At 69.2% G+C, this 24,785-nt stretch carries 23 protein-coding genes and 1 pseudogene; 11 read left to right on the top strand and 13 right to left on the bottom strand.

Features of this window, described 5'->3' with window-relative positions:
• Window positions 1-617: 617 nt before the first annotated feature.
• Window positions 618-1,595, bottom strand: a complete 978-nt coding sequence (locus tag R2B38_RS44645) for a hypothetical protein (RefSeq protein WP_318021546.1) — start codon at window positions 1,593-1,595, stop codon at window positions 618-620.
• A gap of 1,379 nt (window positions 1,596-2,974) precedes the next feature.
• Between R2B38_RS44645 and R2B38_RS44640 the strand changes: the two genes are divergently transcribed.
• Window positions 2,975-3,301: a nucleoside triphosphate pyrophosphohydrolase gene (locus tag R2B38_RS44640; protein ID WP_318021545.1), complete on the top strand. Its 327-nt coding sequence runs from the start codon at window positions 2,975-2,977 to the stop codon at window positions 3,299-3,301.
• A 193-nt stretch (window positions 3,302-3,494) separates the two neighbouring features.
• Here the strand turns inward: R2B38_RS44640 and R2B38_RS44635 are convergent, their stop codons facing one another.
• Window positions 3,495-3,785 carry a hypothetical protein gene (locus tag R2B38_RS44635; protein ID WP_318021544.1) on the bottom strand — a complete coding sequence of 97 codons (291 nt, stop codon included), beginning with the start codon at window positions 3,783-3,785 and terminating at the stop codon, window positions 3,495-3,497.
• 135 nt (window positions 3,786-3,920) lie between these two features.
• Window positions 3,921-4,082 carry a hypothetical protein gene (locus R2B38_RS44630; protein WP_318021543.1) on the bottom strand — a complete coding sequence of 54 codons (162 nt, stop codon included), beginning with the start codon at window positions 4,080-4,082 and terminating at the stop codon, window positions 3,921-3,923.
• Between R2B38_RS44630 and R2B38_RS44625 the strand changes: the two genes are divergently transcribed.
• Together R2B38_RS44625 and R2B38_RS44620 are read left to right on the top strand one after the other, a co-directional pair.
• Window positions 4,077-4,715 (top strand): sensor histidine kinase, encoded by a 639-nt coding sequence (locus tag R2B38_RS44625; protein WP_318021542.1) that lies wholly within the window; start codon window positions 4,077-4,079, stop codon window positions 4,713-4,715. The two genes, R2B38_RS44630 and R2B38_RS44625, sit on opposite strands and share 6 nt — an antisense overlap.
• A pseudogene (locus R2B38_RS44620) lies at window positions 4,712-5,367 on the top strand (response regulator). Before R2B38_RS44625 ends, R2B38_RS44620 begins: the two are co-directional and overlap by 4 nt.
• A gap of 121 nt (window positions 5,368-5,488) precedes the next feature.
• On the opposite strand, the gene R2B38_RS44615 reads toward R2B38_RS44620, so the two are convergent.
• The 3 genes from R2B38_RS44615 to R2B38_RS44605 all read right to left on the bottom strand — a co-directional run bounded on the left by R2B38_RS44615 (window position 5,489) and on the right by R2B38_RS44605 (window position 8,674).
• On the bottom strand, window positions 5,489-6,130 hold the full coding sequence (locus R2B38_RS44615) for a TAXI family TRAP transporter solute-binding subunit (RefSeq protein ID WP_318021944.1): 642 nt from the start codon (window positions 6,128-6,130) through the stop codon (window positions 5,489-5,491).
• 346 nt (window positions 6,131-6,476) lie between these two features.
• Window positions 6,477-7,994 carry a HAMP domain-containing sensor histidine kinase gene (locus tag R2B38_RS44610; RefSeq protein WP_318021541.1) on the bottom strand — a complete coding sequence of 506 codons (1,518 nt, stop codon included), beginning with the start codon at window positions 7,992-7,994 and terminating at the stop codon, window positions 6,477-6,479.
• An 11-nt stretch (window positions 7,995-8,005) separates the two neighbouring features.
• A complete protein-coding gene (locus tag R2B38_RS44605; protein WP_318021540.1) occupies window positions 8,006-8,674 on the bottom strand; it encodes a response regulator transcription factor in 669 nt (222 codons plus the stop codon).
• A gap of 176 nt (window positions 8,675-8,850) precedes the next feature.
• On the opposite strand from R2B38_RS44605, the gene R2B38_RS44600 reads away from it, so the two are divergent.
• The 3 genes from R2B38_RS44600 (at window position 8,851) to R2B38_RS44590 (ending at window position 12,228) form a co-directional block, all read left to right on the top strand.
• Window positions 8,851-9,876: an amidohydrolase family protein gene (locus R2B38_RS44600; RefSeq protein WP_318021539.1), complete on the top strand. Its 1,026-nt coding sequence runs from the start codon at window positions 8,851-8,853 to the stop codon at window positions 9,874-9,876.
• Between the two features lie 5 nt (window positions 9,877-9,881).
• Window positions 9,882-10,802 carry an amidohydrolase family protein gene (locus tag R2B38_RS44595; RefSeq protein WP_318021538.1) on the top strand — a complete coding sequence of 307 codons (921 nt, stop codon included), beginning with the start codon at window positions 9,882-9,884 and terminating at the stop codon, window positions 10,800-10,802.
• Window positions 10,803-10,869: 67 nt separating this feature from the next.
• Complete coding sequence (locus tag R2B38_RS44590) at window positions 10,870-12,228, top strand: MFS transporter (protein ID WP_318021537.1); 1,359 nt, start codon at window positions 10,870-10,872, stop codon at window positions 12,226-12,228.
• A gap of 11 nt (window positions 12,229-12,239) precedes the next feature.
• On the opposite strand, the gene R2B38_RS44585 is transcribed toward R2B38_RS44590, so the two are convergent.
• Window positions 12,240-12,707, bottom strand: coding sequence for a hypothetical protein (locus R2B38_RS44585; protein WP_318021536.1), 468 nt, complete (start codon window positions 12,705-12,707; stop codon window positions 12,240-12,242).
• Window positions 12,708-13,040: 333 nt separating this feature from the next.
• Between R2B38_RS44585 and R2B38_RS44580 the strand changes: the two genes are divergently transcribed.
• On the top strand, window positions 13,041-13,835 hold the full coding sequence (locus R2B38_RS44580; RefSeq protein ID WP_318021535.1) for an IS5 family transposase: 795 nt from the start codon (window positions 13,041-13,043) through the stop codon (window positions 13,833-13,835).
• Here the strand turns inward: R2B38_RS44580 and R2B38_RS44575 are convergent.
• Complete coding sequence (locus R2B38_RS44575) at window positions 13,789-14,298, bottom strand: hypothetical protein (protein ID WP_318021534.1); 510 nt, start codon at window positions 14,296-14,298, stop codon at window positions 13,789-13,791. The two genes, R2B38_RS44580 and R2B38_RS44575, sit on opposite strands and share 47 nt — an antisense overlap.
• Before the next feature lie 744 nt (window positions 14,299-15,042).
• On the opposite strand from R2B38_RS44575, the gene R2B38_RS44570 reads away from it, so the two are divergent.
• Complete coding sequence (locus R2B38_RS44570) at window positions 15,043-16,263, top strand: MFS transporter (protein WP_318021533.1); 1,221 nt, start codon at window positions 15,043-15,045, stop codon at window positions 16,261-16,263.
• Between the two features lie 414 nt (window positions 16,264-16,677).
• Here R2B38_RS44570 and R2B38_RS44565 read toward each other — a convergent pair.
• Window positions 16,678-17,495, bottom strand: a protein-coding gene (locus R2B38_RS44565; RefSeq protein ID WP_318021505.1) for an IS5 family transposase whose coding sequence is annotated in 2 segments (ribosomal slippage) — window positions 16,678-17,153 and window positions 17,153-17,495 — 819 coding nt in all. Because the reading frame shifts where the segments join, the coding sequence is not laid out codon by codon here.
• A 273-nt stretch (window positions 17,496-17,768) separates the two neighbouring features.
• Here R2B38_RS44565 and R2B38_RS44560 point away from each other — a divergent pair.
• From R2B38_RS44560 to R2B38_RS44550, 3 genes are all read left to right on the top strand, one after another.
• Window positions 17,769-18,638, top strand: a complete 870-nt coding sequence (locus tag R2B38_RS44560) for an IS5 family transposase (RefSeq protein ID WP_318021532.1) — start codon at window positions 17,769-17,771, stop codon at window positions 18,636-18,638.
• Between the two features lie 64 nt (window positions 18,639-18,702).
• A protein-coding gene (locus tag R2B38_RS44555) for an IS5 family transposase (protein WP_318021505.1) occupies window positions 18,703-19,520 on the top strand; the annotation gives its coding sequence in 2 pieces (ribosomal slippage) (window positions 18,703-19,045 and window positions 19,045-19,520; 819 coding nt in all).
• A gap of 233 nt (window positions 19,521-19,753) precedes the next feature.
• Window positions 19,754-20,593: an IS5 family transposase gene (locus R2B38_RS44550; protein WP_318021531.1), complete on the top strand. Its 840-nt coding sequence runs from the start codon at window positions 19,754-19,756 to the stop codon at window positions 20,591-20,593.
• Between the two features lie 237 nt (window positions 20,594-20,830).
• Here the strand turns inward: R2B38_RS44550 and R2B38_RS44545 are convergent, their stop codons facing one another.
• The 4 genes from R2B38_RS44545 to R2B38_RS44530 all read right to left on the bottom strand — a co-directional run bounded on the left by R2B38_RS44545 (window position 20,831) and on the right by R2B38_RS44530 (window position 24,745).
• Window positions 20,831-20,992 (bottom strand): hypothetical protein, encoded by a 162-nt coding sequence (locus R2B38_RS44545; RefSeq protein WP_318021530.1) that lies wholly within the window; start codon window positions 20,990-20,992, stop codon window positions 20,831-20,833.
• Between the two features lie 555 nt (window positions 20,993-21,547).
• Window positions 21,548-22,270 carry a thioesterase II family protein gene (locus R2B38_RS44540; RefSeq protein WP_411978613.1) on the bottom strand — a complete coding sequence of 241 codons (723 nt, stop codon included), beginning with the start codon at window positions 22,268-22,270 and terminating at the stop codon, window positions 21,548-21,550.
• Between the two features lie 38 nt (window positions 22,271-22,308).
• Window positions 22,309-23,481 (bottom strand): cytochrome P450, encoded by a 1,173-nt coding sequence (locus R2B38_RS44535; protein WP_318021529.1) that lies wholly within the window; start codon window positions 23,479-23,481, stop codon window positions 22,309-22,311.
• Window positions 23,447-24,745 (bottom strand): MFS transporter, encoded by a 1,299-nt coding sequence (locus R2B38_RS44530; protein WP_318021528.1) that lies wholly within the window; start codon window positions 24,743-24,745, stop codon window positions 23,447-23,449. Before R2B38_RS44530 ends, R2B38_RS44535 begins: the two co-directional genes overlap by 35 nt.
• Window positions 24,746-24,785: the final 40 nt, after the last annotated feature.

The following is a 24,785-nucleotide window of genomic DNA, read 5'->3' as shown; positions in this document are numbered from 1 at the left end:
GCAACGCCCGAACCGACACAGCCGGCAAAACCCCACCCGCGTCACCACCCACCCCTTCCGGAGCCGGGTCCCGCTCTCCCTGATCCACACCCCTGAGCACACCAACACCCACCGGCCAGCGGATCAGAACTCACAAAACTGAGACAGCGTCACCCCTCATGCAATAACGCCCCGAAACAGCAATGACCCACGGTTCTCTCACACTCAGGCAGTGACCCCACGCCTCGAAACCGCCACCGACCAGCAACAACACACCCAGATCCCACTGCCTCTCACCCCACTGTCCCGAAACCAAGAGATCGCACCGAACCGACAGCACTGCAACGGCAGTCGGTGTCCCGTGCCGGTCCACCTGCCCGGGCGTCGCCGGGCCCGTATCGCGCTCGGGGCGACGGCGGCGATCTCACGGCCGGGCCCGCGCTGTCAACGGGGCCGTCCCCGCCGGCACCTGGTCCTGGCTGTTCCCGGCCCCCGCCGGCCGCCGCGGCGGCACCGGCGCCCGCTCCCCGCGCGACGCTCTTCAGCGCTCCCGCGGACAAAGGCGGTGACCGCATGCCTGCGGGGGCGCACGGCCCGGCGTGGCGGGCACCGGAGCGCAGCACATCCGGTGCGAGGAGTCAGAACGGGGGGAGGATGCGCTCCAGACGCGCACGGATGGCGCCCTCGTTGCGGCCCAGTTCCCGCGCCATCTCCCCCACCGGCATGCTGCGGGCGTGCAGTTCGCCCAGCCGGGCGTCCTCCTGGGGTGTCCAGCGCTCGTAGGCGCGGGGATGGCTGTGGCGTCTGTCCGCCACGGTGTACGCCTTGGGCGGTGCCGGCTCGGTGGCCGGCGCGGCCCGCTGCACGGGCACCAGGTCCGCGGGATAAGGAGCGAGCTTGAACCCGAAGAGCTTCCAGCGGATCGCGTTCTCCGTGCGCCCCAGTTCGCCGGCCAGCTCGGCCGCGGTCTTGCCGGCGCGGTGGCCCTGGCGCAGATGCTGCTCGGCCGCGGGCGTCCAGGCGGCGCCCGGACGGGATGCTTTCACCCCCGGCGCCATCATCCCGATCAAGGCGCCGGCGGCCGGAGCAGGATCTGTCGGTGTCAAGCAGGCGCCGGCCACGGCCGTGATGAGGCGGCCGATGCCGGCGAGGTCGCCGGCGTCCATCTCCCCCGTCAGCTCGCCGTGGATGATCCCGTCCGTCGAGCAGACCAGGACGGTCACCTCCAGCCGTCCGCTACCGGCCGGGTCTGCGGCCAGGCAGTAGCGGCGGCCGCCGTGGGTGACCTCGAACCTGACGCCGGGAGCGGCAACCCCACCGGGCGATACACGCGATGCGCCGGTGTCCGGCTCGTAGGCGGGGGCGAGGAGTTCGTGGACGTGCCAAGACGCCGGCACGCGGCGCCCGTCGTCGAGGCGGTAGCTGCTCTGGCTGGCCTCCAGGCCGCAGGCCGCGAACAGGACCGTCAGCGTCTGGCCCGCGAAGACGCCCGCCTCACGGGGCGGCCCGGCGGCAAGAGTCAGCGTGCCCGACGAGGGCCCGCTCTGATCGATCACGGCATCCCGGTCACCGTGCCAGACACCGTCCTGGTCGCAGAAGGCATACAGAAGGATCACGCAAGAAGTTCCCTTCACACAGGCCACAGGCATCGTCAGCAGCCGGCGGCCACCGCACCGGCATGCGCATCGCAGCATGCCGACACCACCCAGCGACCCACCCGGCATTCGCCCCGCATACACCCGTTCGAGGGGCGCACAGGCGGCCCCCGCCCGCCCCCGCGGGGCTGCCCGGCAGACAGCGCGCGAGCCCTCCTCACGCCCGCCGGCCCACACGCCGCCCAAGGCCGCCCGGCGCGCGGGCCGACGGGGCAGGCAGGGCAGGCAGGGCAGGCGCAGCAACTCCTGCAGCGGCACGCCCTGTTCAGCCCAGCCGCGCAGCCGGTCACGGCCGATCCAGTACACGTGATGGCACCCGCCCCAGGCTCTGGCGTCGCCGGTGAAAGAGCCGCCAGCGACCACGACCACCATCCGGGCACCGTGGACCGGGCCGGCCGTCCCCTTGACCCGGTACATCACGGCCGAGCCGGCTCCGCCGGCGGCCTCGGTGTGTCCGGCCCGCGCGACGACCCCGCCCCGCCGCCGGTCCTGCCCGACGACGCCGGCGGCCCGGGCCACCCCGGCCACCCACCCCCCGGACCGTCCAGCCGTCCCGGATGAACAGGTCCCGCAGCGCGCGCACTGCACGCAGAGCACGCCGGGCCCCGATGACCGCAGCACCGGCGGCAAGGACGGCGGCAGGGACAGCGGACCATGGCAGCCAGACCCGGAGGGCCGCACGCCAGGCAGCCGCGGCCGGCCGGACCGGCAGCCACCCCGCAGCCAAGGCGACGACCGCAGCCTCAACCTGCTCACCGCGGCCGCACGGCGCACGCAGCCGGAGTCCGCGCCGGGCAGCCATCAACGGCCCGCAGACACGGACACGGACGGCTGCGGGGCATCCGGCACGGCAGGGGCGGCCCCGCCGAAACCGAAGAGCCCGCTCCAAAACCACACCCCGGCGATCAGCGCCGCGATCGTCCAGCCACTCAGCTCCCTCGACCGGCCCTGGCCAGGGAGACTTCCCGCCTTGCCACGGACCGAAATCCTCGCGGAAAAAGCTTCGAGACAAGCTGTTGCCAGCCATGACGTCGGTGACGCTCGCGTGGAGGCGTACGCCGCTGCCACACAACGACCCGGTCCGCACCGGACGCACCGCCCGGATCCGGGCACACCCGAAACCCGGCAGCCCGTCCGGACGCAGAAGCCCCGGACAGCCGATCCCGCACGAGGGCTCCGCCGCAGCAGCACAAGCCGCTCCGGCGGAGGGGACCGGCGGCCCGCCGGGCACGGTGTGGAGCGACTTCTCTAGGCTGCGACAGCACCAGGAGCGGCATCGGCGACCGCACGAGGAGCGGCGTCGGCGACCGCCTCACAGAGATCGGCGAGGGAGAACACGGATGGAGCCCCACCACAGGCACGGCAAGCTGGTACGGGACCTCATCCCGCACATCATCCGCGAGAACGGGGCCGAACCGGTCACATACACCGCGGGCCGCGAAGAATACCGCAGCCGCCTACGGGACAAACTCCGCGAGGAGGTCGTCGAGTTCCTCGACGCGGACAAGGACTCCGCACCGGAGGAACTCGCCGACGTCCTGGAGGTCGTACACGCCCTCGCCGCGGACCTGGGAGTCGGTACGGACCAACTCGAGAAGATCCGTGCGGCCAAAGCGGCTGCGCGGGGCGCCTTCGCCGAGCGGACCGTCTGGACGGGCAACCGCTGAACACAGGCCGTCTCGACGGCCAGCTGGCACACGGCCTTCGCGCACAACCGCGCACACGGCTGAGGACGCTCCCGGACACGGTCCCCGCACCCGGGACGGGGCGCGGCGACCCCCCACGCCGGCTCCCCCTACTTCCCGGAAAGAAAGCCCCCCACGGACACAACAAGACCGCGCGCCGGCACGGCGACCGCCTTCACATCGCCCGGGACACGGACGACAAGGCCCCCTGGAAGCCCGCACGGCCGCCCGCAGCCGAAAAGCCCGACACGCCATACAGGCTCATCCCGGATGCCGGGCAGCCCGACGGCAACACCCCGGCGCCCCAGGGTGCAGCAAACACCCCCGCCCGCACCCGCACCCGCACCCGCACCCGCACCCGCCCGGCGGAATCCCGCACCCCACGACAAACCTGCAGAAACACGACGAAACGACATAAACCGCCATGGAACATCAACAATCCGCCGCCATGGACAGAAGACCCCATGAAGTGACGGTGGCCGAGGCCGGGCCCGCAGGCCCCTCGACGTCAGCAGCATCCCTTCACCCTGGGAGTTACCCCTCAACGCCCCGACTGGGTGACGCCGTCGGCGGCCCGTCCCCGGTGCGGGCGGCCCGGACCTTACCGGGCGGCGGGCACGCCGGGGGCCAGGGCAGTGAACACGCTCGGCAGTCCGTCACTGCGGGTGCGGGCCCGGGTCCGGCGGTGCGGGCAGAAGAAGACGACGAGCGCCGACAGCACCGCCGCACCGACCATCAGCACGCAGACACCCGCGAGATGCACGACATCCTCGGCCACACCCTCGCCGTCATCGTCGGCCTCGCCGACGGCGCCGCCGCACTCACCGAGGCCAAACCCGAACGCGGAGCGCAGACACTCCGCATCATCAGCGACAGCGGCCGTCAGGCTCTGGCCGAACTGCGCCGCCTGCTCTCCGTCATCGGCGAGGACGACGACCGGCCGCACGAAGCCCCACTGGCCCCGCAGCCCGGCCTCTCCGACCTCGACGAACTGCTGGAGCGCGTTCGCACCGCCGGCCCCACCGTCGTCCTGGACTTCCGGGGCGACCTCACCGGTATGGCACCCGGCCTCCAACTGTCCGCCTACCGCATCGTCCAGGAGGCACTCACCAACACCGTCAAGTACGCCGCCGCCGACACAACGGTCCGAGTCGGCATCGCCGTCACCTCCGATGCCCTCCGCGTCACCGTCGACGACACGGGCCCGCCCCGCTCCCCGCGAACAGACCGCCGCCCCCGCACCGGAGGCGGCCGTGGCCTGGGCGGCATGCGTGAACGCGCCGCCCTCTACGGGGGCGAAGTCACCGCCGGCCCCAACAGCCGCGGCGGCTGGACCGTCCAGGCGCTCCTCGACCCCCATCCACCCTCCCACTCCCCGGAGAAGCACCCCAGATGACCACCGTGCTCATCGTCGACGACCAGGCTCTGCAGCGCATGGGCTTCAGCATGCTCCTGGAGGCCCAACCCGACATGTCCGTCGTGGGCGAAGCCGCCAACGGCATCGAAGCCGTCCGCAAGACCGCCGAACTACGGCCCGACGTCGTCCTGATGGACGTCCGCATGCCCGGCATGGACGGCATCGAGGCCACCCGCCACATCATCGCGTCCGGCGGACGCTCCCGCGTCCTGGTCCTGACCACCTTCGACCTCGACGAATACGCCTACGACGCCTGCGCGCCGGCGCTAGCGGCTTCCTCCTCAAGGACGCCCAGCCCGACGAACTCGTCGCCGGCATCCGCGCCGTGAACGCCGGAGACGCCGTCATCTCACCCGGCCTGACCCGCAAACTCATCGACGCCTTCAGCGACCGCTTCCCCGGCCACAGCCCACAACAGCAACGCAGGCTCGCCGACCTCACCCAACGCGAACGCGAGGTCCTCAAAGCCATCGCCACCGGCTGGACCAACGCGAAGATCGCCGAACGGCTCCACCTCGCCGAATCCACCGTCAAGTCCCACATCAGCCGCATCCTCGCCAAGATCGACGCCCGCGACCGCGTCCAGGCAGTGCTCTTCGCCTACGACACCGGCCTCGCCCGACAGGTGTGACCCGAGCAGCATCCCGGTGAACTCGTGCACAACCAGCGAGTGGAGGTCGGTACACATCTGACGTTCCGTCAATTCGACGATCCAGGACCGCCTGACGAGCACTTCCGACGTCGCCCAGGGCTCAGCCGTGCAGCGCACGATAGGCCGCGATCGCCCCTGGATGCAGAGGGACGGCGCCGGTGCCGATGAGGCTGCGGACGTCGAGGAACTGGGTGCCGACGGCGTTGCGGGGAACGAGTTCGGTCGCGCGCAGGACCAGCAGGCGGGTCAGCGCCTCGGCCACGCCGCGGGGCAACTCGGGGCGGCACACCAGCAGGTTGGACACCCCGATGGTGGCGACCCCGCCCGCCGCCCGGTACGCGCCCTGCGGCAAGGACACCTCCTCCAGGCCCGAGCCCGCCTGGCCGCCCTGTCCGCCGAGCCGGGGCAGCAGGCCGGCCAGCGGCAGGAACCGCAGACCGAACCGGTCGTCCAGTTCGGACAGGACCGGCAGCGGTACGCCGCCTGCCACGAGCAACGCGTCAACCGAGCCCGCCCGCAGGGCATCAGCGGCGTCGGCCAGCGGAAGATGGCGTACGGCGACCTCGGTGCCCGGCGACAGACCCGCGGCGTGCAGGATCTGTTCGCCGAGTACAGCCGCGCCCGATCCGGCCGCGCCGAGTGACACGGTGTGTCCGGCCAGGTCGCCAACCGTGTGCACGGCCGAGTCGGCGCGGACAACGAACTGGAGGTAGGTCTCGTACAGCCTGCCGATCGCTCGCATGGGCACGGGGCGCGGGAAGAGGGCGGCGCCCTGGGCCGCCGCGCGGTGTCGGTGAGGACGAGCGCGAGGTCGGCGCGGCGGTCACGGAGCAGTTCGATGTTGGTGAGGCTGCCCGGGGTGGTGCGGACGCGGCAGCTCAGACGGGGGTACGCCGCCGTGAGTTCGGCGGCGAGGAGGCGGCCGAAAGCCTCGTAGAAGGCCGTGGGTTCCCCGGTCGCGAAGCGCAGGACACCGCTCGGTCCGGGCCGCTGCCCGGAGGCGTCGCCCGTGAGCACGCCCCCCAGGACGGCGGCGGTCGTCACGCCGAGGGCGGCGTGGAGCAGGGCGCGGCGGTCGACAGGGCGGGTCATCGTGTGCCGCCGCGCGGATCACGGCGGGCTGCGGTCGCTCCGGGATCGGCAGTGAGCCGCCCGGGCGACGGGCGACGCACTTGGCTGGGGCCGGTCGTCCCGCCGCGGTCGGCCGCGCCGGTGACGGCGCGCGGTACGAGGGCCGCGGCCCGCAGTCCTCGTGGTCGCGCGGGCCCCAGTTCCAGTCGGCCTCCCCGGCCCGCCAGCAGTTGTTCGACGATGGCCAGCCCCAGGCCCGTACCGGCCGACCCGTCCTGTCGTTGTCGGCCGGAGCGCCAGAACCTCGTGGTGGCCTGGGCGATTTCCTCCGCGGTCAGACCGGGTCCGTCGTCCGTCACCGTGAGGGCCACGTGCCAGCCTTCGGCGGTGCAGCGCAGGGAGATCTCGGCGTCCGGGCCCGCGTACTTGATGGCGTTGTCCAGGAGGATGTCCGTGATCTGGGCGAGTTCGTGATCCGTGCAGGCGGCCATGACCGGGGTCTTGGCGGTGTGGAGTGCGAGGCGGGTGCCGGCGCGGTGGGCGACCGGCTCCCATAGCCGGTACTGGGCGGTCGCGACCGCCGTGGCGTCGCAGTGTGCGCCGGAGTCGTCGGTCACGGCGAGTTCCCCGGCCCGGTGTTCCGCGGTGGCGAGGGTCAGCATGTCGTCGAGCAGGGTCTCCAGGCGGTCGAGTTCGGTGGTCACGCCCGTGTACGTGCGGTCGGCGGACGCGGGCAGGTGGCGGTTCAGGGCGTCGACGCGCAGCCGTAGTGCGGCCATGGGGTTGCGCATCTGGTGGGAGGTGTCGGCGACGAGTCGGCGCTGCTGTTCCAGGGCCGCCGTGACCGTACGCGCCATGCGGTTGAAGCCGGTCGCGAGCTGGCGCAGTTCCGGTGGGCCGCCGGCCCGGGTCTGTTCGGGCGGGAGTCCTGCGGCGAGTTGTCCGACCGCGCGGTCCAGGCGGCGCAGCGGGCTGACCACCCACCGCGTCGCGCCCCGCGCGAGGACCGTGCAGGCGACGGCGACCAGGGCGGTCCCCGCGATGACGGCGGCCCAGCGCCGGGTGATGTCCTCCGCCGCGGTGTCGACCGAGGCTCGCAGCACGACGGCGCCGGAGACCCGGGTCCCGGTGCCCGCGGGCTCGGCGAACATCCGGGACCCCTTCGACCAGGGACGCAGCGCGCCCGCGGGGTGCGCGGTCTGGTTGCGCAGCGCCCCGTCGAGCAACCGGCCGACAGCGGGGTCGGCGGCCCGCATACCGCCGGTCTGGACGATCGGCTTGCGGCGGGTGTCGGTGACGACGAGCGGTTCGCCGTACAACTGTGTGTAGCGGCGGGCCTCGGCGGTGACGGCCGAGGTGTCGCCGGTCTGTGCGGCCTGGTCCATGAGGGACGCGAAGCGGTCGAGGTCCGCGCTGCGGGCGAGGACGAGTTGCTGGGTGCGGTCGGACGCGGTGAACAGCAGCAGCGGTACGGCGAACGCGGCCACCGCGATCACGACGAACAGCAGCAGCGCGGCCTGGACCCGGGTGCGCACGCGTCGGCTCCTCAGTTCCCGGGGTCCCCGAAGCGGTAGCCGAAGCCCCGGATCGTGGTGAGCAGTTCGGGGCGCGCGAGCTTGGCCCGCAGCTGCGTGAGGTGGACGTCGAGCGACCGGGACACGGCGTGGTAGGCGTCGCCCCACACCTCGTCCAGGAGCTGTTCACGGCTGACCGCGGTGCCCGCCCGTCCGGCCAGCACGGCGAGGATGTCGAACTCCTTGGTGGTCAGCTCGACCTCGGCCCCGTCGACCCGGACCCGACGGGCGTCGAGATCCACCTCGACGTCACCGGCACGGACGGTCCGCAGCGTCGGACCGTCCTTCGCCGTAGTCCGCCGGGTGACGGCGTCGATCCGCGCGAGCAGCTCGGCGAGGCGTACCGGCTTGACGAGGTAGTCGTCGGCGCCGAGCCGTAGTCCGCGCACGACCGAGCGCTCGTCGCCGCGGGCGGTGAGCACCACGACCGACATGTCACTGACCGCCCGCAGGGCGCGCAGCACGTCCAGGCCGTCGGTGTCGGGCAGGCCCAGATCGAGAAGGAGCAGGTCGGAGCTGCGGTGGTAGGTCAGGACGTCCCGGCCGTAGCGGACGCGTCTGGTGACGTGGCCGTGGTCGTAGAGGACCTCCACGAGCGCCGCGGCGACCCCGTCGTCGTCCTCGGCCAGCAGTATCTGCACTCCGCCCACCTCCTTTCGGCCACTCCGACGATCCCGTCCAGCCGAATGTAGACCACACCGACCGGGTCCTCGCCGGAGTGTTAAGGGGAGGTTAGTTCTGCGTTCGGCCCTCTCGTCCGCCGGTGCGGGGCGGGGCCAGGCTGCACGGCACCCAGCAGCCTGAGAAGGACGCCGTAATGATCATTGACTGTCACGGTCACTACACGACCGCCCCGCCGGCCCTGGAGGCGTGGCGCAAGCGGCAGATCGCCTCCCTCACCGATCCGTCGGCCGCCCCCGCCCGCGCGGATCTGCGCATCGGGGACGACGAACTGCGCGAGAGTATCGAGCCGAACCAGTTGCGGCTGATGGACGAGCGCGGCATCGACCTGACGGTCTTCTCGCCCCGCGCGTCGTTCATGGCGCACCACATCGGGGACTTCGAGACCTCAGCCGCGTGGGCGGCCATCTGCAACGAACTCTGCTTCCGGGTCAGCCAGTTGTACCCCGAGCGCTTCGTGCCCGCCGCGATGCTCCCGCAGTCGCCCGGCGTCGATCCGGCCACCTGCGTACCCGAACTCACGCGCTGCGTAGAGGAGTTGGGTGCCGTCGCGGTCAACCTCAACCCCGACCCCTCAGGCGGCCACTGGACCGCCCCGCCACTCACCGACCGCTCCTGGTACCCGATCTACGAGAAGATGGTGGAGTACGACATCCCGGCCATGGTCCATGTCAGTACGAGCGTCAACCCGGCCTTCCACACCACCGGCGCGCACTATCTCAACGCCGACACCACGGCGTTCATGCAACTGGTCCAGGGCGACCTGTTCGCCGACTTCCCGACCCTGCGCCTGGTGATCCCGCACGGCGGCGGCGCCGTCCCCTACCACTGGGGCCGTTTCCGGGGCCTCGCGATGGCACTCGGGAAGCCTCCGCTGGAGCAACACCTCCTGGGCAACGTCTACTTCGACACCTGCGTCTACCACCAGCCCGGCGCCGACCTCCTCTACGACGTCATCCCGGCCCGCAACATCCTCTTCGCCTCGGAGATGATCGGCGCCGTACGCGACATCGACCCGTGCACCGGCCACCACTTCGACGACACCCGCCGCTACGCGGAAGCGGCCAAGCTGCCCGCGGACGACCTGGCAGCGGTCCAGGAGCACAACGTCCGCGCCGTGTACCCCCGCCTCGACGCACTGCTCAAGCACCAGGGCCGGTGACGCGCATGAGCACCCTCGCCCCCAAGTCCCCCGGCTGGCTGGACTGGTACGAGAATCCGTCCGAACCGGCCTTCCGGCTCCCGCCGGGAACCGTCGACACCCACTGCCATGTCTTCGGCCCGCAGGCCGAGTTCCCCTTCGCACCGGAACGCAAGTACACGCCCTGCGACGGCGGCAAGGATCAACTCTTCGCGCTCCGCGACCACTTGGGCGTCGCGCGCAACGTCATCGTGCAGGCCACCTGCCACGGCGCGGACAACAGCGCCATGGTCGACGCCGTCCGGGCCGCGGGCGGCCGGGCCCGCGGCATCGCGACCGTCCGACCCGACATCGACGAGAGCGAACTGCTCGCACTCGACGCGGCGGGCGTACGCGGAGTGCGCTTCAACTTCGTACGCCGCCTGGTCGACGCCTCGCCCGAGGACGACCTCCAGACGATCGCCAAGAAGGTCGCCCCACTGGGCTGGCACGTCGTCCTCTACTTCGAGAGCGCCGACCTGCCCGAACTGGAGGGATTCTTCGGTTCGTTGCCCGTGCCGCTGGTGATCGACCACATGGGCCGCCCGGACGTGACCCGGCCGGTGGACGGGCCGCAGTTCACTCGGTTCCTGCGCTTCGTCGAGGACAACGACATCTGGGTGAAGGTGACCTGCCCCGAGCGCCTCAGCGTCACCGGACCGGCCGCCCTCGACGGCGAACGCCACGCCTACACCGACGTCATCCCCTTCGCCCGCCGCGTCGTCGAGGAGTTCCCCGACCGGGTGCTGTGGGGCACGGACTGGCCGCACCCCAACCTCACCGACCACATGCCGGACGACGGCCTCCTCGTCGACCACGTCCCGCAGGTGGCGGTCACCGACGACCAGCGCCACAAGCTCCTCGTCGCCAACCCGATGCGCCTGTACTGGCCCGGCGAGGACGCCTGACGCCCCAACTCCCGCTCCAGGCGCCCCAACTCCCCTCCCATCTCCCCGACTTCGACAAGGGCCGCTCATGCAACACGCCAACGCGCTGAACCGACTGGACCGGCTTCCGGTCTCCCGGTTCCACAAAGTCACCCTGCTCGCCGTCGCCTTCGCCTACTTCTTCGAGTTCGCCGACATCAACAGCTTCGCCACCACCGCACCGAAACTGATCAAGCTGTGGGGCGTGACGGTCGACCAGATCGCCTACGTCACCTCGCTCTCGTTCGTCGGCATGTTCATCGGGGCGATCGTCGCCGGCTCCCTCGCCGACCGATGGGGCCGCAAACGGGCCCTGCTGTGGACGACACTCTTCTTCGGCCTCTCCTCCTTCGCCGCGGTGTTCTCCTGGGACCTCGTGTCCCTGGGCGTCTTCCGCGTCCTGACCTCGGCGGGCCTGTCGGCGATGACCGTCGTGGGAGTCGTCTACGTCAACGAGATGTACCCGTCGGCGACCCGCGGCAAGTACCAGGCGTACGCCATCGCCATCGGCATCTGCGGCACCCCCGTCACCAACCTCATCGCCAGCGCGGTCGTACCGCTCAACGACTGGTCGTGGCGGCTCGTCTACCTCTGGGGCTCCCTGGGCATCCTGCTCGTCCTGTTCACCCGGCACCTCAAGGAGTCACCGCGCTGGCTCGAAAGCAGGGGGGACCACGCCACGGCGGACGCGATCCTGCGGGAGATGGAGACACGCGTCGCCGCGGAGAAAGGACCTCTCCCCGAGCCCGCGCCCCCGGTCACCGAAAAGCCGTCGGCAAAGGCGCCGCTGCGGCTGCTCCTCCAGCGCAGGTACCTGCTCCCGACGCTCCTGCTCACCGCACTGTGGATGACACAGACCATCGGCTTCTTCGGCTACTCCAGCTGGGCACCCACCCTGCTGGCCAAGGAGGGCTTCAGCGTCGAGAAGTCCGTCTTCTACGTCGCCCTGACCACCATCGGCGCACCACTCGGCTGCTACCTGGCCTCCCTGGTCACCGACCGCTTCGAGCGCAAATGGTGCCTGGTCGCCTTCGGCACGGTGATCGCGGTCTGCGGCCTGCTGTACGGCCTCACCTTCAACCCCGTCCTCATCGTCGTGTTCGGCTTCCTGGTGAACTTCTTCGAACGCGGCTACACCGCCCTCGCCTACGCCTACTCCCCCGAACTCTTCGACACCCGCAGCCGCTCACTGGGCACCAGCGTCTCCTACGGCCTCGGCCGCCTGTCCAACGCCGCCGGCCCACTGATCGTCGCCTCTCTCTACAACGGCCACGGCTACCAGAGCGTCTTCTACTTCATCGCCGGCACCTGGCTCCTCGGCGCGATCGCCCTGGCTGCCTTCGGCACCCGGACCCGCTCGGCGCGCCTCGCGGAGGCGGAACGGCAACGGGTGAGCGTCCTCGCCTGACCAGAACCGACTCAGCCGACAGTCATGCAGATCGGTGCCACCATCGCCCGCTGGGACGGGCGGAGCTTGCAGCGGCGGTCGCCCTCACGGGTGACGGGTCCGGCTGACGGGACGCGTCGTCGGCGCAGGAGCAGACCTGCGGGCCGCCGCAGGACGGAGGCCAGGCCGAGGACGAGTGGGATCTGCAGCGGCTGTTGGATCACCGGAGGCCCGGGCCTGTCCCCCCGCCTGAGCGGGGCACGGCCCTGCGGATCGACGGTCACCGTGTACGTGCCGCCCACCACCCACGTCCAGCCCAGGAGCCCGTTCTCCTCGATCGGAGCCAGCGGCGGGCCGTCGATGACGGTGACCGCGTAGAGGTGGGCGCTGTCACCCATGCCGTCACCGGCGGACCACCGGATCTGCCGGACCCTGACGTGTTCGGTACGCCCGTGCCGGTCCAGCGCCTGCTGGTCCAGTTCCAGGTGCAGGCATGACACCCTCCCTCGACGACCCAGCCCAGCGAGGAGATGACCGTGCCCGAGCCGCACCGGGCGTGCGGCTTAAGTAGCTGTTGTCGTTCCGATCTTGAGGTGTGTGCGTCGAACGGGAGTCTCGATCGGGTGATCGAAGCTGGCTACGGGCATGAGTACAGGGCCTCCTGGTAGCTCGGGGTTGCGAAGCCAACCGAGATCCAGGAGACCCTGTTGCCGCAGTTGTATGCGCTCGCGCCGGTAGAGTTCAACTCGGCTGCACCGGCGTGTGATTGTGTCGCTCACCGGTTCGGGAATGCGGCCGATCACCCGGAACATGTTCGACGGTATCCCTCGGACATGACCGACGCGGAGTGGGCCGCCATCCGGCCGCTGCTGCCGGTGCCGGCCTGGCTGCGGGGCCGGGGCGGGCAGCCGGAGGCGTATTGCCACCGGGCGATGCTGGACGCGATCCGCTACCTGATCGACAACGGCATCAAGTGGCGGGCGATGCCGGCCGATTTCCCGCCGTGGGACCGGGTCTACGCGTTCTTCCGCCGCTGGCGCGACCGCGCCCTGGTCAAGGAGTTCCACGACCGCCTCCGGGCAATCGTCCGCCAGGAGTCGGGGCGGGACGCGGAGCCGACGGCCGGAGTGATCGACTCGCAGTCCGTCAAAGCGGACGCCGTCGTCGGCTCCGACAGCCGTGGCTTCGACGGCGGCAAACTGGTCAACGGCCGCAAGCGGCACGTCGTGGTGGACACGCTCGGTCTGCTGCTGGGCGTGGTGGTCACCGCCGCGGACACCGGTGATCGCGCCGCCGCCCGGGGCCTGCTGCGACAAGTGGCCGACGCACACCACCGTCTCGCCCTGGTCTGGGCCGACGCCGACTACACCGGCAGCCTCGTCGAGCACTGCCTGGCCGCACTGGCGCCGGTCGTTTCGATCGTCAGGCGCAGCGACGGCCAGAAGGGGTTCGTGGTGCTGCCCAAGCGGTGGATCGTCGAGCGGTTCTTCGCCCACCTGATGCAAAGTCGCCGCCCGGTGCGCGACTTCGAGCGCCGCACCACCAGCGCCGAGGCGATGGTCTACTGGTCGATGACGCTCCTCATGAGCCGTCGCCTGACCGCGAGGCGACGGGATCGGGAAGCATGAACCGGCCGGGCGCGGACTCGGTGAGCCAGCCGCGGGCCACCAGGCGTTTCGCCTTCGACCGCAGCGCCTCCACCTTGGCCGGCACCACGTCCATGCCGAACACCGCGGCCATCTCCTGGCAGGTCAGCGGCCCTTGATGCAGGCGATGCCGGTCTGCGAGAGTCTGCAGGATGCGCTGGTAGTCGACCGACAGCACCGTCCAGGCCAGTCCCTCACGCCACACTGGAACCTGCGATTTCGGCTTCGCCGCATCCCGCAGATCCCGAGCGGCCTTCGCATCGGCGTTGCCGTTCTCCGGAACGAGCACCGCGCCGACCCGTGAGCGGGCGATGGCCCATTCCTTCCATTCCTGCTCGGCCACGCTCAACTCGGCCTGGATGCGGTCGGCTTCCTCCCGCAACTCCTCGACCCGGCGCCGAGCGGAGAGTTCGTGCTGTTCCAGCAGTCCCACGACCGACGGCATCCGCAACCTCCACTGGAGCGACGACACGACAGCCCACCACTCCCACGGAATCGTCGACCCTATGCCCCACCAGCGGAAACACAGCCCCCAAGCCCGGAAAGACAACAGCTACTAAGGCACCCGTGCCAACCAGGGATCCCTCCCGGGAGGCCAGCCGCAAGCGCGGCCCGCCACGGGCTGCCCGCGCTTCGGGTGGAGGCTCCTACACCGACGGGTGGCGCCTGCGCCACCTGCCCACCGGCGTCACCATGACCGTGACCGGCGACCGCCACGGCCGCCTGCAAGGCCCCACTGATCCAGACAGCAAATTGCTTCCGCCTATGGACGAACGACATCCCGGTCAGCAATGAGGAACACACCGTGACCTCACCGACAGGCCCGATCGACCCGACCGCGGGCACACCCACCGCCGCCGCCTCTCCGTCGACGACACCCGATCCACACTCCACTGGGACGGCGGTTGCGGTCCATCAGCCCCGCTTCGGGGACAAGGCTGATGGTGCCCGTCACAGGCCGGGGCTTGGAGGGCCACGTCGATGATGGCGACGGCCGCTGCACCGGAGGAAACAGCCTGCTAGCCTTTCTGCGTGTTCATCGTGATGTTCATCTGACGGTCCTGGATCCCTCCCGTCCAGGTTCTGATCCGTCGAGGGTGTGGTCTGTTACACCCTCCGGATCTCAAAAACCGTCAGATTCTTGGCGCCCGTACGCTCAGCGTCGGTCGCACATCATCGGAGCTGCTTCGTGCTCGCAGTGCTTCTCCTTCCCGGCGCACTTCGCGCCTTCCTTCCGGCCCTGATTGGCCGGTCCGCGCTCGCGATGGGCGGTCTTGCTCTCCTACTCGCCGTCCAGGACAGTACGGGCTCCTACGCACAGGCCGGTTTCGCAACAGCGGCGTTCGGGATAGCCAACGTCGTCGCCGCTCCCTGGCGTGCCCGGGCCGTCGATCGATTCGGACAGCGGCCGGCGCTCACCACGATGGCTGCAAGCCAGGCAGCAACGTTGATCGCTCTCGCGCTCATCACGGCAAGCGACGGAGTCGCGGCCATCTGGTTCCTCGTTCTCAGCGCGGTAGTCGGCCTGACATCGCCGCCTTTGGGAGCGGCGATGCGCATGGTCTGGGCCTCCCTCACGACGGCCGGCGACCAGCGAACGAAGGCGTTCAGCATCGACGCGATCTGCGAGGACCTTCTCTATGTCGCTGGTCCCGTCATTATCACCGCGGTCATCGTGGCCACCTCTCCCGGCATCGGACTCTGGGTGACCGCGGCAGCGGTCTTCCTCGGCACCACAGCCATGACGTCCAGCGCCTCGTCGCGGACACTGCGCGGAACAGGAGGGAGCGGCGTGCGAGGTGATCGCCCGCTGCGACAGCCGGGCTTCGTCAGGGTATTGACCGTCCTGCTGGGCGTCGGCTGCGTACTGGGAGTCGCGGAAATCGCAGCACCGGCCGTCGCTGCGCAACATGATGCGGTCTCGGCCTCGGGCTGGCTGCTGGCAGCCTTCTCCGGCGGAAGTGCTCTGGGAGGTTTCCTCTATGGACAGCTGAACCTCAAGACTGGAGCAGCCAAGAGGCTGTTCGTCTTGTGCATCGGCATGGGGCTTGCCTCAGTGATCGTGTCCCAGCTGGACACTCTCGGTCTCTTCGCCGCGGGCATCGCTCTCGTCGGCCTCTTCCTCACTCCGTCCCTCGTCACTGGGTACCTCATTGCGGACGCCATTGTCCCGGAGACCAGCCAGACGGAAGCCTCGACCTGGATCAATACGTCTTTGAACCTCGGCGCTTCATTGGGGTCCGCGGCAGCGGGGATCATCATCGACAGGTCCGGTGCCTGGCTCGCCCTCCTGCTTGTGGGCGTGATCGCTCTCGCTCTCGCACTCGCTTCGGCCGTGCCGTTCACACAGTTGCGCACGATGGAGCCGCACGCGGACCATACGCCCGATCGTTGCGATCAAGGCGGATAAGCAGCTCCAGCCCTCTCCAGCAGCCGGAATACGTGCGCCGGCGGCCATGCCCCCCAAGCCCGCACAAGACGGGCAGTCGTCGGCCGGCGGCCCGACAGCCCTGGTGGACAGGGATCGTGGTGATCGGCTGTGACCATCTTCGTCTCTGATGCGGCGAGTCGGGGAAGGAGCTGATGTCGGCGGGCTGGGGCACTCGGGGGACCGTTGCCCTGGTCCGTGGCGCTGGCAGCCGTACACATGCCCCGCGCCCTTCCCCGGACGCGGGGCAGGTACGGTGCGTCCTTGTCGCTGTAGTGCGCGTGGGTGCGCCTCGTGGCGGACCGGTCGGGGGACGAGGTCCGGGACTGTCGCGGCCGCTGCCCAACCAGAGCCGGCCGCGTCGTCCGCCAGGTCACGTAGTACTTAGACGGTGTCCTACGTGGTGAGGCGGACGAGGCGTTTGTAGCAGCAGAGGGCCGCGGCCAGTCCGAGAAACGCCAGGTAGTTGCATGGATGACGCTCGTAGCGAGGGCTGAGTCTGTGGTAGCCGGACAGCCACGACATCGTGCGCTCGATCACCCACCTCCGGCGCCCTAATCGCTCGCTGGATTCGATGCCTTTGCGGGCGATGCGTACTCCGATGCGTTTCCATCGGAGCCATCTGCGCAGGTCGGCGCGGTCGTAGGCTTTGTCCGCGTGGAGGCGCTGGGGCTTGAAGTACCGGCCGCGGTGAGGGTCGTGTCTCGTTTGGTGACCCTCGATCATGGGCTTCAGCCCTTCGCTGTCGTGGGTGTTGCCGGCCGAGACGCCGACGAGGAGGGGCAGTCCGTTCGCGTCCGACAGGACGTGCATCTTGGAACCCGGCTTGCCCCGGTCCACGGGGCTCGGACCTGTGTGTTCGCCCCCTTTTTAGCCCTGACGTGGGCGGTGTCGAGGACGACGCGGGTGACGTCGATGAGCCCGGCGTCGTCGAGGCGGTGCAGCACGGCTTCGTGGAGGCGGCCCCAGACGCCGGCTCTCGACCAGATCAGGAACCGGCGGTGGGCGGTCGACTTCGATATCCCGAAGCAGGGTGGCAGAGCGCGCCAGGCGCAGCCGCTGACCAGCACGTAGACGATCGCGGCGAACAGCGTCTCATCAGGTGTGTCGTGTGTTCCCCCGCCCTGCGGACGCACCTTCGACGGTGGGATCAGCGGCTTCGCCATCTCCCACAGCCCGTCCGGAACAATCCAACTCCACGTACCCCGCCCCATGAACAGACCAACGTCCGCCTCACCACGTAGGACACCGCCTAAGAGGTCATTTTCACCTTGAGTGCGGCGTTCTGGGTTGGTTTGTCCTGCCTCTCGGTGTGTTGCTGGTGAGTCTGTGGAGGCTGTTCTTCCTGACGAGGCTGGCGGCGTGGCGGATGGGGTGGAGGTCTGTTTATGCCTGTCTCATTCCACGGCGCCCGGGTCTGTCCCGTGCTTCGACGCGGCAGGATGCACGCCTGGGCGCACGCCCCCGAGTGGCGGTATGCCCAGGTCATGACGGACCGCCGTGCGTATCCGAGTGACCTGTCCGATGCCCGCTGGGAGTTGATCGAGCCGGTGCTCTCCGCCTGGCGCTTCGAGCGCCGCGGCCGGGCCCTGGACTTCGGCCGGCCGCCACGGCATGACCTGCGCGAGATCATGAACGCGATCCTGTACGTGGACCGCACCGGCTGCCAGTGGGCCTACCTCCCGCACGACTTCCCGCCCTGGCAGTCGGTCTACGGCTACTTCGCCAAGTGGCAGAAGGACGGTGTCTTCGCCCAGCTCAACGGTCTGCTGCGGGAGTTGGTACGACAGCAGGAAGGCCGCAGTGCCGCCCCGTCCGCCGGCGTGATCGACGCGCAGAGCGTCAAGACCTCCACCAGTGTCCCCGCGAAAAGTCAGGGCATCGACGCGGGCAAGAAGATCGTAGGCCGCAAGCGCAGCATCATCACCGACACCCTCGGCCTGCTGCTGGCAGTCCTGGTCACGGCAGCGGGCGTCCAGGACTCCACAGCCGGACGCACCCTCCTGGAACAGGCCGCCGCCGACCATCCCGGCCTGCGCAAGGTCTGGGTCGACGGCGGCTACCGCAAGCACTTCGTCGAGCACGCCGCCACCCTCGGCATCGACCTCGAAATCGTCCAACGCGCCCCCGGGACCAGGGGATTCACCCCGATCCCGAAACGCTGGACCGTCGAGCGGACCTACGGCTGGCTAATGCTGCACCGCCGCCTGGCCCGTGACTACGAAACCCACCCGCACCGCTCCGAAGCCATGATCCACGTCGCCATGACCGACCTGATGGCCCGCCGCCTCACTGCAGAGAACACCATCTCCTGGCGAGACCCGACATCAGTACACCAAAGCCGCATCCATGGATGAAACAGCAGAATGAAACGACCTCTAAGGCGGTGTCCTACGTGGTGAGGCGGACGTTGGTCTGTTCATGGGGCGGGGTACGTGGAGTTGGATTGTTCCGGACGGGCTGTGGGAGATGGCGAAGCCGCTGATCCCACCGTCGAAGGTGCGTCCGCAGGGCGGGGGAACACACGACACACCTGATGAGACGCTGTTCGCCGCGATCGTCTACGTGCTGGTCAGCGGCTGCGCCTGGCGCGCTCTGCCACCCTGCTTCGGGATATCGAAGTCGACCGCCCACCGCCGGTTCCTGATCTGGTCGAGAGCCGGCGTCTGGGGCCGCCTCCACGAAGCCGTGCTGCACCGCCTCGACGACGCCGGGCTCATCGACGTCACCCGCGTCGTCCTCGACACCGCCCACGTCAGGGCTAAAAAGGGGGCGAACACACAGGTCCGAGCCCCGTGGACCGGGGCAAGCCGGGTTCCAAGATGCACGTCCTGTCGGACGCGAACGGACTGCCCCTCCTCGTCGGCGTCTCGGCCGGCAACACCCACGACAGCGAAGGGCTGAAGCCCATGATCGAGGGTCACCAAACGAGACACGACCCTCACCGCGGCCGGTACTTCAAGCCCCAGCGCCTCCACGCGGACAAAGCCTACGACCGCGCCGACCTGCGCAGATGGCTCCGATGGAAACGCATCGGAGTACGCATCGCCCGCAAAGGCATCGAATCCAGCGAGCGATTAGGGCGCCGGAGGTGGGTGATCGAGCGCACGATGTCGTGGCTGTCCGGCTACCACAGACTCAGCCCTCGCTACGAGCGTCATCCATGCAACTACCTGGCGTTTCTCGGACTGGCCGCGGCCCTCTGCTGCTACAAACGCCTCGTCCGCCTCACCACGTAGGACACCGTCTAAGTGGGCATTTAGAGATGCTCTATGACGGTAAGTAACTTTCACGGCTGTCGGGTTTGAGATGTTTGCCCCATGCGTACACCCTTGCGCTCATCGATCTGCGAACTTGACCGCCCGATTGCTCCGGCTCCCGTGTGTGAAGTCCGCCTGGTTTGAAGATCAGGCAGAAACGCCCAGCAGTAGCGGAACGGAGTCGTCCGCCACGTGCATGATCACGCTACGACGTGAGCCAGCGGAAGCCGTACCCCAGCGACCTGTCCGACGCCCGATGGGCCTTAATCGAGCCGACATTGACGGCCTGGAGAAAGGCCCGGCTCGACCGCAGGCCCACCGGGCAGCCGGCCAAGGTCGACCTGCGCGACGTATTCAACGCACTCCTCTACATCAACCGCACCGGAATCCCCTGGAAATACCTCCCGCACGACTTCCCCAACCACGGCAGCGTCTACGCCTACTACGCCGCATGGCGCGACGAGGGAATCCTCACCCAGCTCAACTACGACCTGACCGGTCTGGCCCGCGCGAAGGAAGGACGCACGCCCGAACCGACCGCTTCCGTGATCGGCACCCAGAGCGTGAAGACCTCCACCAACGTGCCCCTGAACAGCCAGGGAACCGACGCAGCCAAGAAGATCTTCGGCCGGAAACGGGGCATCATCACCGACACGATCGGACTCATCCTCGCCGTGACCGTCACCGCCGCGAGCCTGTCCGAGAACGCCGTCAGAATCCAACTCCTCGACCGGGCCAAGAAGACCTACCCGACCATCTCCAAGAGCTGGGGCGACACCAGCTTCAAGAACGCCGTTATCGAGCACGGCGCCCGCCTGGGAATCGACGTCGAAGTCGTCAACAGAAACCCCGGAGTTCGCGGCTTTCACGTTGTCAAAAGGCGCCGGGTTGTCGAACGAAGTATTGGTTGGATCATAATGCACCGGCGCCTCGCCCGAGACTACGAGACCCTGCCCGCCAGCCCCGAGGCCATGATCCACATCGCCTCGATCGACAACCTCACCAAGCGCATAACGGACGAGACGACACCCACCTGGCGAGGAACCTACTAGGAGATAAAGGGCAATCCACCTAGATCAAACGCCCTCTTAGCCCTCGGGTGGCCATCGCTACGCCACTGCTGCCGTGGAAGCCCAACGTCGACATGCTGGCCCTTGGCTGAGTCCCTGGTCTTCCTCGCCTCAATGGGCCTTGTGCATCATGAAAACTGCCTGCCAGATGACCTGGTGTGCGTAGGCGTCGAGGGGTCGGGCAGATCCGGGGTGGTAGTCCACCGACAAGATCATCCGCTAACGGGCGTCTTCCCGGTTCGTCAGCACCAGCAGGGCCCGCACCAGCACCGTAGCCCACCTCTGATCCGTGTGGACCTTGCCGCGGACGCGCCAGTTCTTCAGATGCGCGAAGCCGTGCTCGACCCGGGCCCGCACCGCGGCCAGTGTCTTGTTGGACAACCTCCCACCACGGGCCAGGGGCCGGCGCCGGGCCTTGCAGCCGGTGATCACCGCCGGGTCGGTATCGAGAGCGGCCGCACCGATTGTCGCCCCCTACACCCCCGGTGACACTGCAGATCGTGGCTGCCCGCCTGATCGTCGCAGATGGCCTGACCATGACGGTCCTTGCCCGGGAACTCACCGACGAGACCAGGCGGCTCGCGCACATGTCGCTCCCGGAACAGCCCGCGAGGGCGGCTCCACGGGTCTCCGCCAACAGTCCGCTCGCCCCAAGAGACCAGTCAACGGCCCCAGGGCACAACCCGCCGGCCGCTTCAGCAGCCAGGAACTCGTGGCCCACGTCAGTGCCTCGCGTCTACGGGCCAGGGGGACAGGATGGTAGTCCTACGAGGCCCTGCATGCCCGCACGGACCCGCTTGTCCACCCGCCCCGTCTTCTGCTCCTCCTCAACGGCTATGGGAACGGCCGGCTTCCCGGCGGAGAGATCACCCTCGGGTGAAAATCGTCATTGTGGTCCTCTGTCACCAAGAACCTGGCGAAGCAAGTGAGGGGCCGTCAGGCCCAGTGGTCCCGGGTTATCAGTTCGACGACTCGCTGTGCATGATCCACAAGATAGAAGTGCCCTCCGGGGAACTCGTGCCACACAAAGGTGCCGGCGGTGACGGATGCCCATTCCTTCACTTGCCATCGGTCGACCTGGGGGTCGTCGTCACCGATCAGGGCGACGACATCGGCTCGTATCGGTTCGGCGTCGCACGGCGGGCGATAGGTATCGATGAGGCGGTAGTCGTTGCGGATGATGGTCAGGAACATCTCCCGTAGATCCGGCTCGCGGAGCACCTCGACTTGGGTGCCGCCGAGTTCGGTCATGGCAGTGAGGAGTTCGTCGTCGGTGCGATGAGCCGCATCGACTTCTTCGGGAAAGTCGGTGATACGACGGCCCGACACGCACAGCCGGGTGAAGTGGGTGGCGCCGTCGGCTTCCAGGAGCCGCAGGGTCTCGTAGGCGATGGCGGCTCCCATGCTGTGGCCGAACAGAATGGTTTCGCGGGCGGGTTCGGCGAGAAGAGCGCATGCGGCTGCTCTGGCGACCTCCCCGACGGTGGGGATCAGCGGTTCGGCGTACCGGTTCTCGCGCCCCGGGTACTGAACGGCCAGCAACTCGTGGGTGGCATCGAGGTGTTGGGCCCAAGGGCGGTAGAAGCTGGCGCCTCCGCCCGCGTGTGGGAAACAGACGACGCGTCGGGAGGCGGAAGGGTTGGGGCGGGGACGGGCCAGCCAGGGAGACTGCCGGGGGAAGTTCTGAGGCATGGTCGTCATCGCCAATCGATCGAAACAGAAAGGCCGCTGTAGCCCTGGACCAGGTTGGACCGCATCCAGCGTGGGTCGCTCGCCAGGGTTACCGTGTGTGCCTCCTGGGAGAGCTGCCGCAGGAGTTCCCGCAGTTCGATGCGGGCGAGTGCGGCTCCGAGGCAGTGATGGGGGCCGTTACCGAAGCCGAGGTGTCGGTTGGGACGGCGGTCGTACTGGTAGCGGTGCGGTTGGGTGAAGCTGCGGGCGTCGCGGTTGGCCGCCGGCAGCCAGGCGACCACAGGATCCCCTTTGGCGAAGTCCCGGCCGCCGATCTCGCAGTCCTCTATGGCTACGCGCAGCACGTGCATGGCCGGGGATGTCCAGCGGACGACCTCCTCGACCGCCTGGTCGAGCAGGCCGGGGTCGTCCCGGAGCCCGCTGAGAACGCCCGGGAACCGCTGGCAGATGTGGAAGACACCGGTGATGGCGTGCCGGGTGGTCTCGTTGCCGCCGATCAGCACGTTGTCGCAGTTGATGAGGACGTCCTCGGTGCTCAGCCTGCCGTCCGCGAGCAGGGCGCTGACCAGGTCGGTGCCCGGGTTCTTCTCCCGTTCGGCGATCAGCTCGTAGAAGTAGAAGAGGATCTCCGAGTGCGCCTCGGCGGGTGTCATCTTGTCGAAGCCGGTGTCGTGACCGCCGAAGGCGTGGTTCGTGAGCTCGATCAGCCGCTCACGATCCGCGAGGGGCACCCCGATGACCTCACACACGATGGCTGCGGGGATGCGCGGCCCGACCTCCGCGGCCACGTCGGTGACCGGCTGGGCTCGCATGCGGGCGATGACGTCCCGCGTCTCGGTGCCGAGGACGGTCTGGAGTTCGGGAGCACGCAGTCGGGACAGGAACGGACCGACGAGCCGTTTGAGGGTCGTGTGCCAGTCGCCTTCGCTGACCACCATCATGCGGCCGCCGGACTGGTCGGCGTGCTCCGTGTCGAAGCCGATCATCATGCCGTACTCGGAGGTGAACGGCGCCTTCGGAGAGAGCAGAGATGCGCAGTCCTCGTGGGAGAACACCGACCAGAAGCCGTTCGGAGAGATGCCCGGTTCGCTCCACACCTTCGCTTCCGAGGAGGCGTATTCCTCCCACATCTGGAAGCGCTCTTCAGTGGTGTACAGATCCGGATTTGCCAGGTCCATCGGGAGCCGTCCTTCGTGAGGGTTCGTGGGCAGGGGGTGCACCCGCCGGGGTGCCGCGGGAGCCTGGTCCCTGCCGCAGGACCCGGCTCGCCAGCGCGGACAGGGCGACCACGGCCATGAGGCCGGCGCAGGCCAGCAGGGTGACGAACCGTCCGGCGAGGTCGTACGACACCCCGCCGATCAGCGGGGCGATCGCGCCGCCGCCCCCGCTGAGGATGTTCGCGACACCCGCCACCCGCCCCCGGTGCGTGTCGGGGGTGAGGGTCAGCTGCTGGGTGGTGAAGTAGGCGCTTGCCGTCGGCGCGGCGAAGGCGATGACGCCGAGCAGGACGCCCGGGGTGTAGCCGCCGGGCAGCACGGCCATCGCAACCGTGAGCGTGGCGAACAGCCACTGCACGACGAAGACGGGACGCGCCCCGGTGAGCAACCGCTGGAGTACGGGCGCGGCGAGCGCCCCCAGCAGACCGCCGACTCCGAGGAGCCCCGCCATCGCCCCGATCAGCCCGGAGTTCATGCCGGAGGCCTTCGCCGAGGCGATCACCACGAAGTAGACGGTGCCGAAGAACAGGTTGGTCACGGTGGCGTGGAACAGGCCCACGCGCAGGAAGGGGTGGCGGGCGATGAACCGGACGCCGTCGAGCAGTTCGTCGACGGCGTGGCCGCGCTCGGGCTTCGGCCCGGTGTCCCTCCCCGTTCTCCTGCCGAGGAACAGCAGGAGCGCCAGCCCGACCCCGTGCGCGGCACAGCCGACCAGCAACGGGAACGCGTTCTTCAAGGCCAGCAGGAAGCCGCCCGCGGAGGTGCCGGCGAGCTGTCCGGCGAAGGTACGCGCCGAGTTCAACGCGACGGCGTCGGACAGCCGTTCCGCCGGCACCAGGGAGGGGATCAGTGCCTCGCCCGAGGCCATCGCCACCGCCGTCGCCACGCCGTTGACCAGGGCCAGCAGCACCAGCGCCGAAAGGGTGGCGACACCCGCCCACAGGGTCAACGCCAGGCTGCCGAACGCGGCCACCTGTGCGGCCTCGCACCACAACAGGACGGTCCTGCGGTCGAACCGGTCCGCGATGGCACCCGCCGGAAGCCCTGCCAGCACCAGGGCCGCGGCGTCCACGAAGCCGATCAGGCCGGCCTGGGAGGCCGATCCGGTAATCGTCAGGGCGAGCAGCGGCAATACGATCACCGCGATGCTGTAGGCGAACTCACCGAATGTCTGACTCGTCCACAGCAGGGTGAACCCGGCCCTGCCGGCCGGTGGAGAAGCCACGGATGCTCCTTGCCTGTACGACGGGGTGGGAAGGGGTGGT

It is taken from the genome of Streptomyces sp. N50 (genome assembly GCF_033335955.1).
Taxonomy (GTDB): Bacteria; Actinomycetota; Actinomycetes; order Streptomycetales; family Streptomycetaceae; genus Streptomyces.
This window is presented reverse-complemented; position numbering and strand designations above follow the sequence as displayed.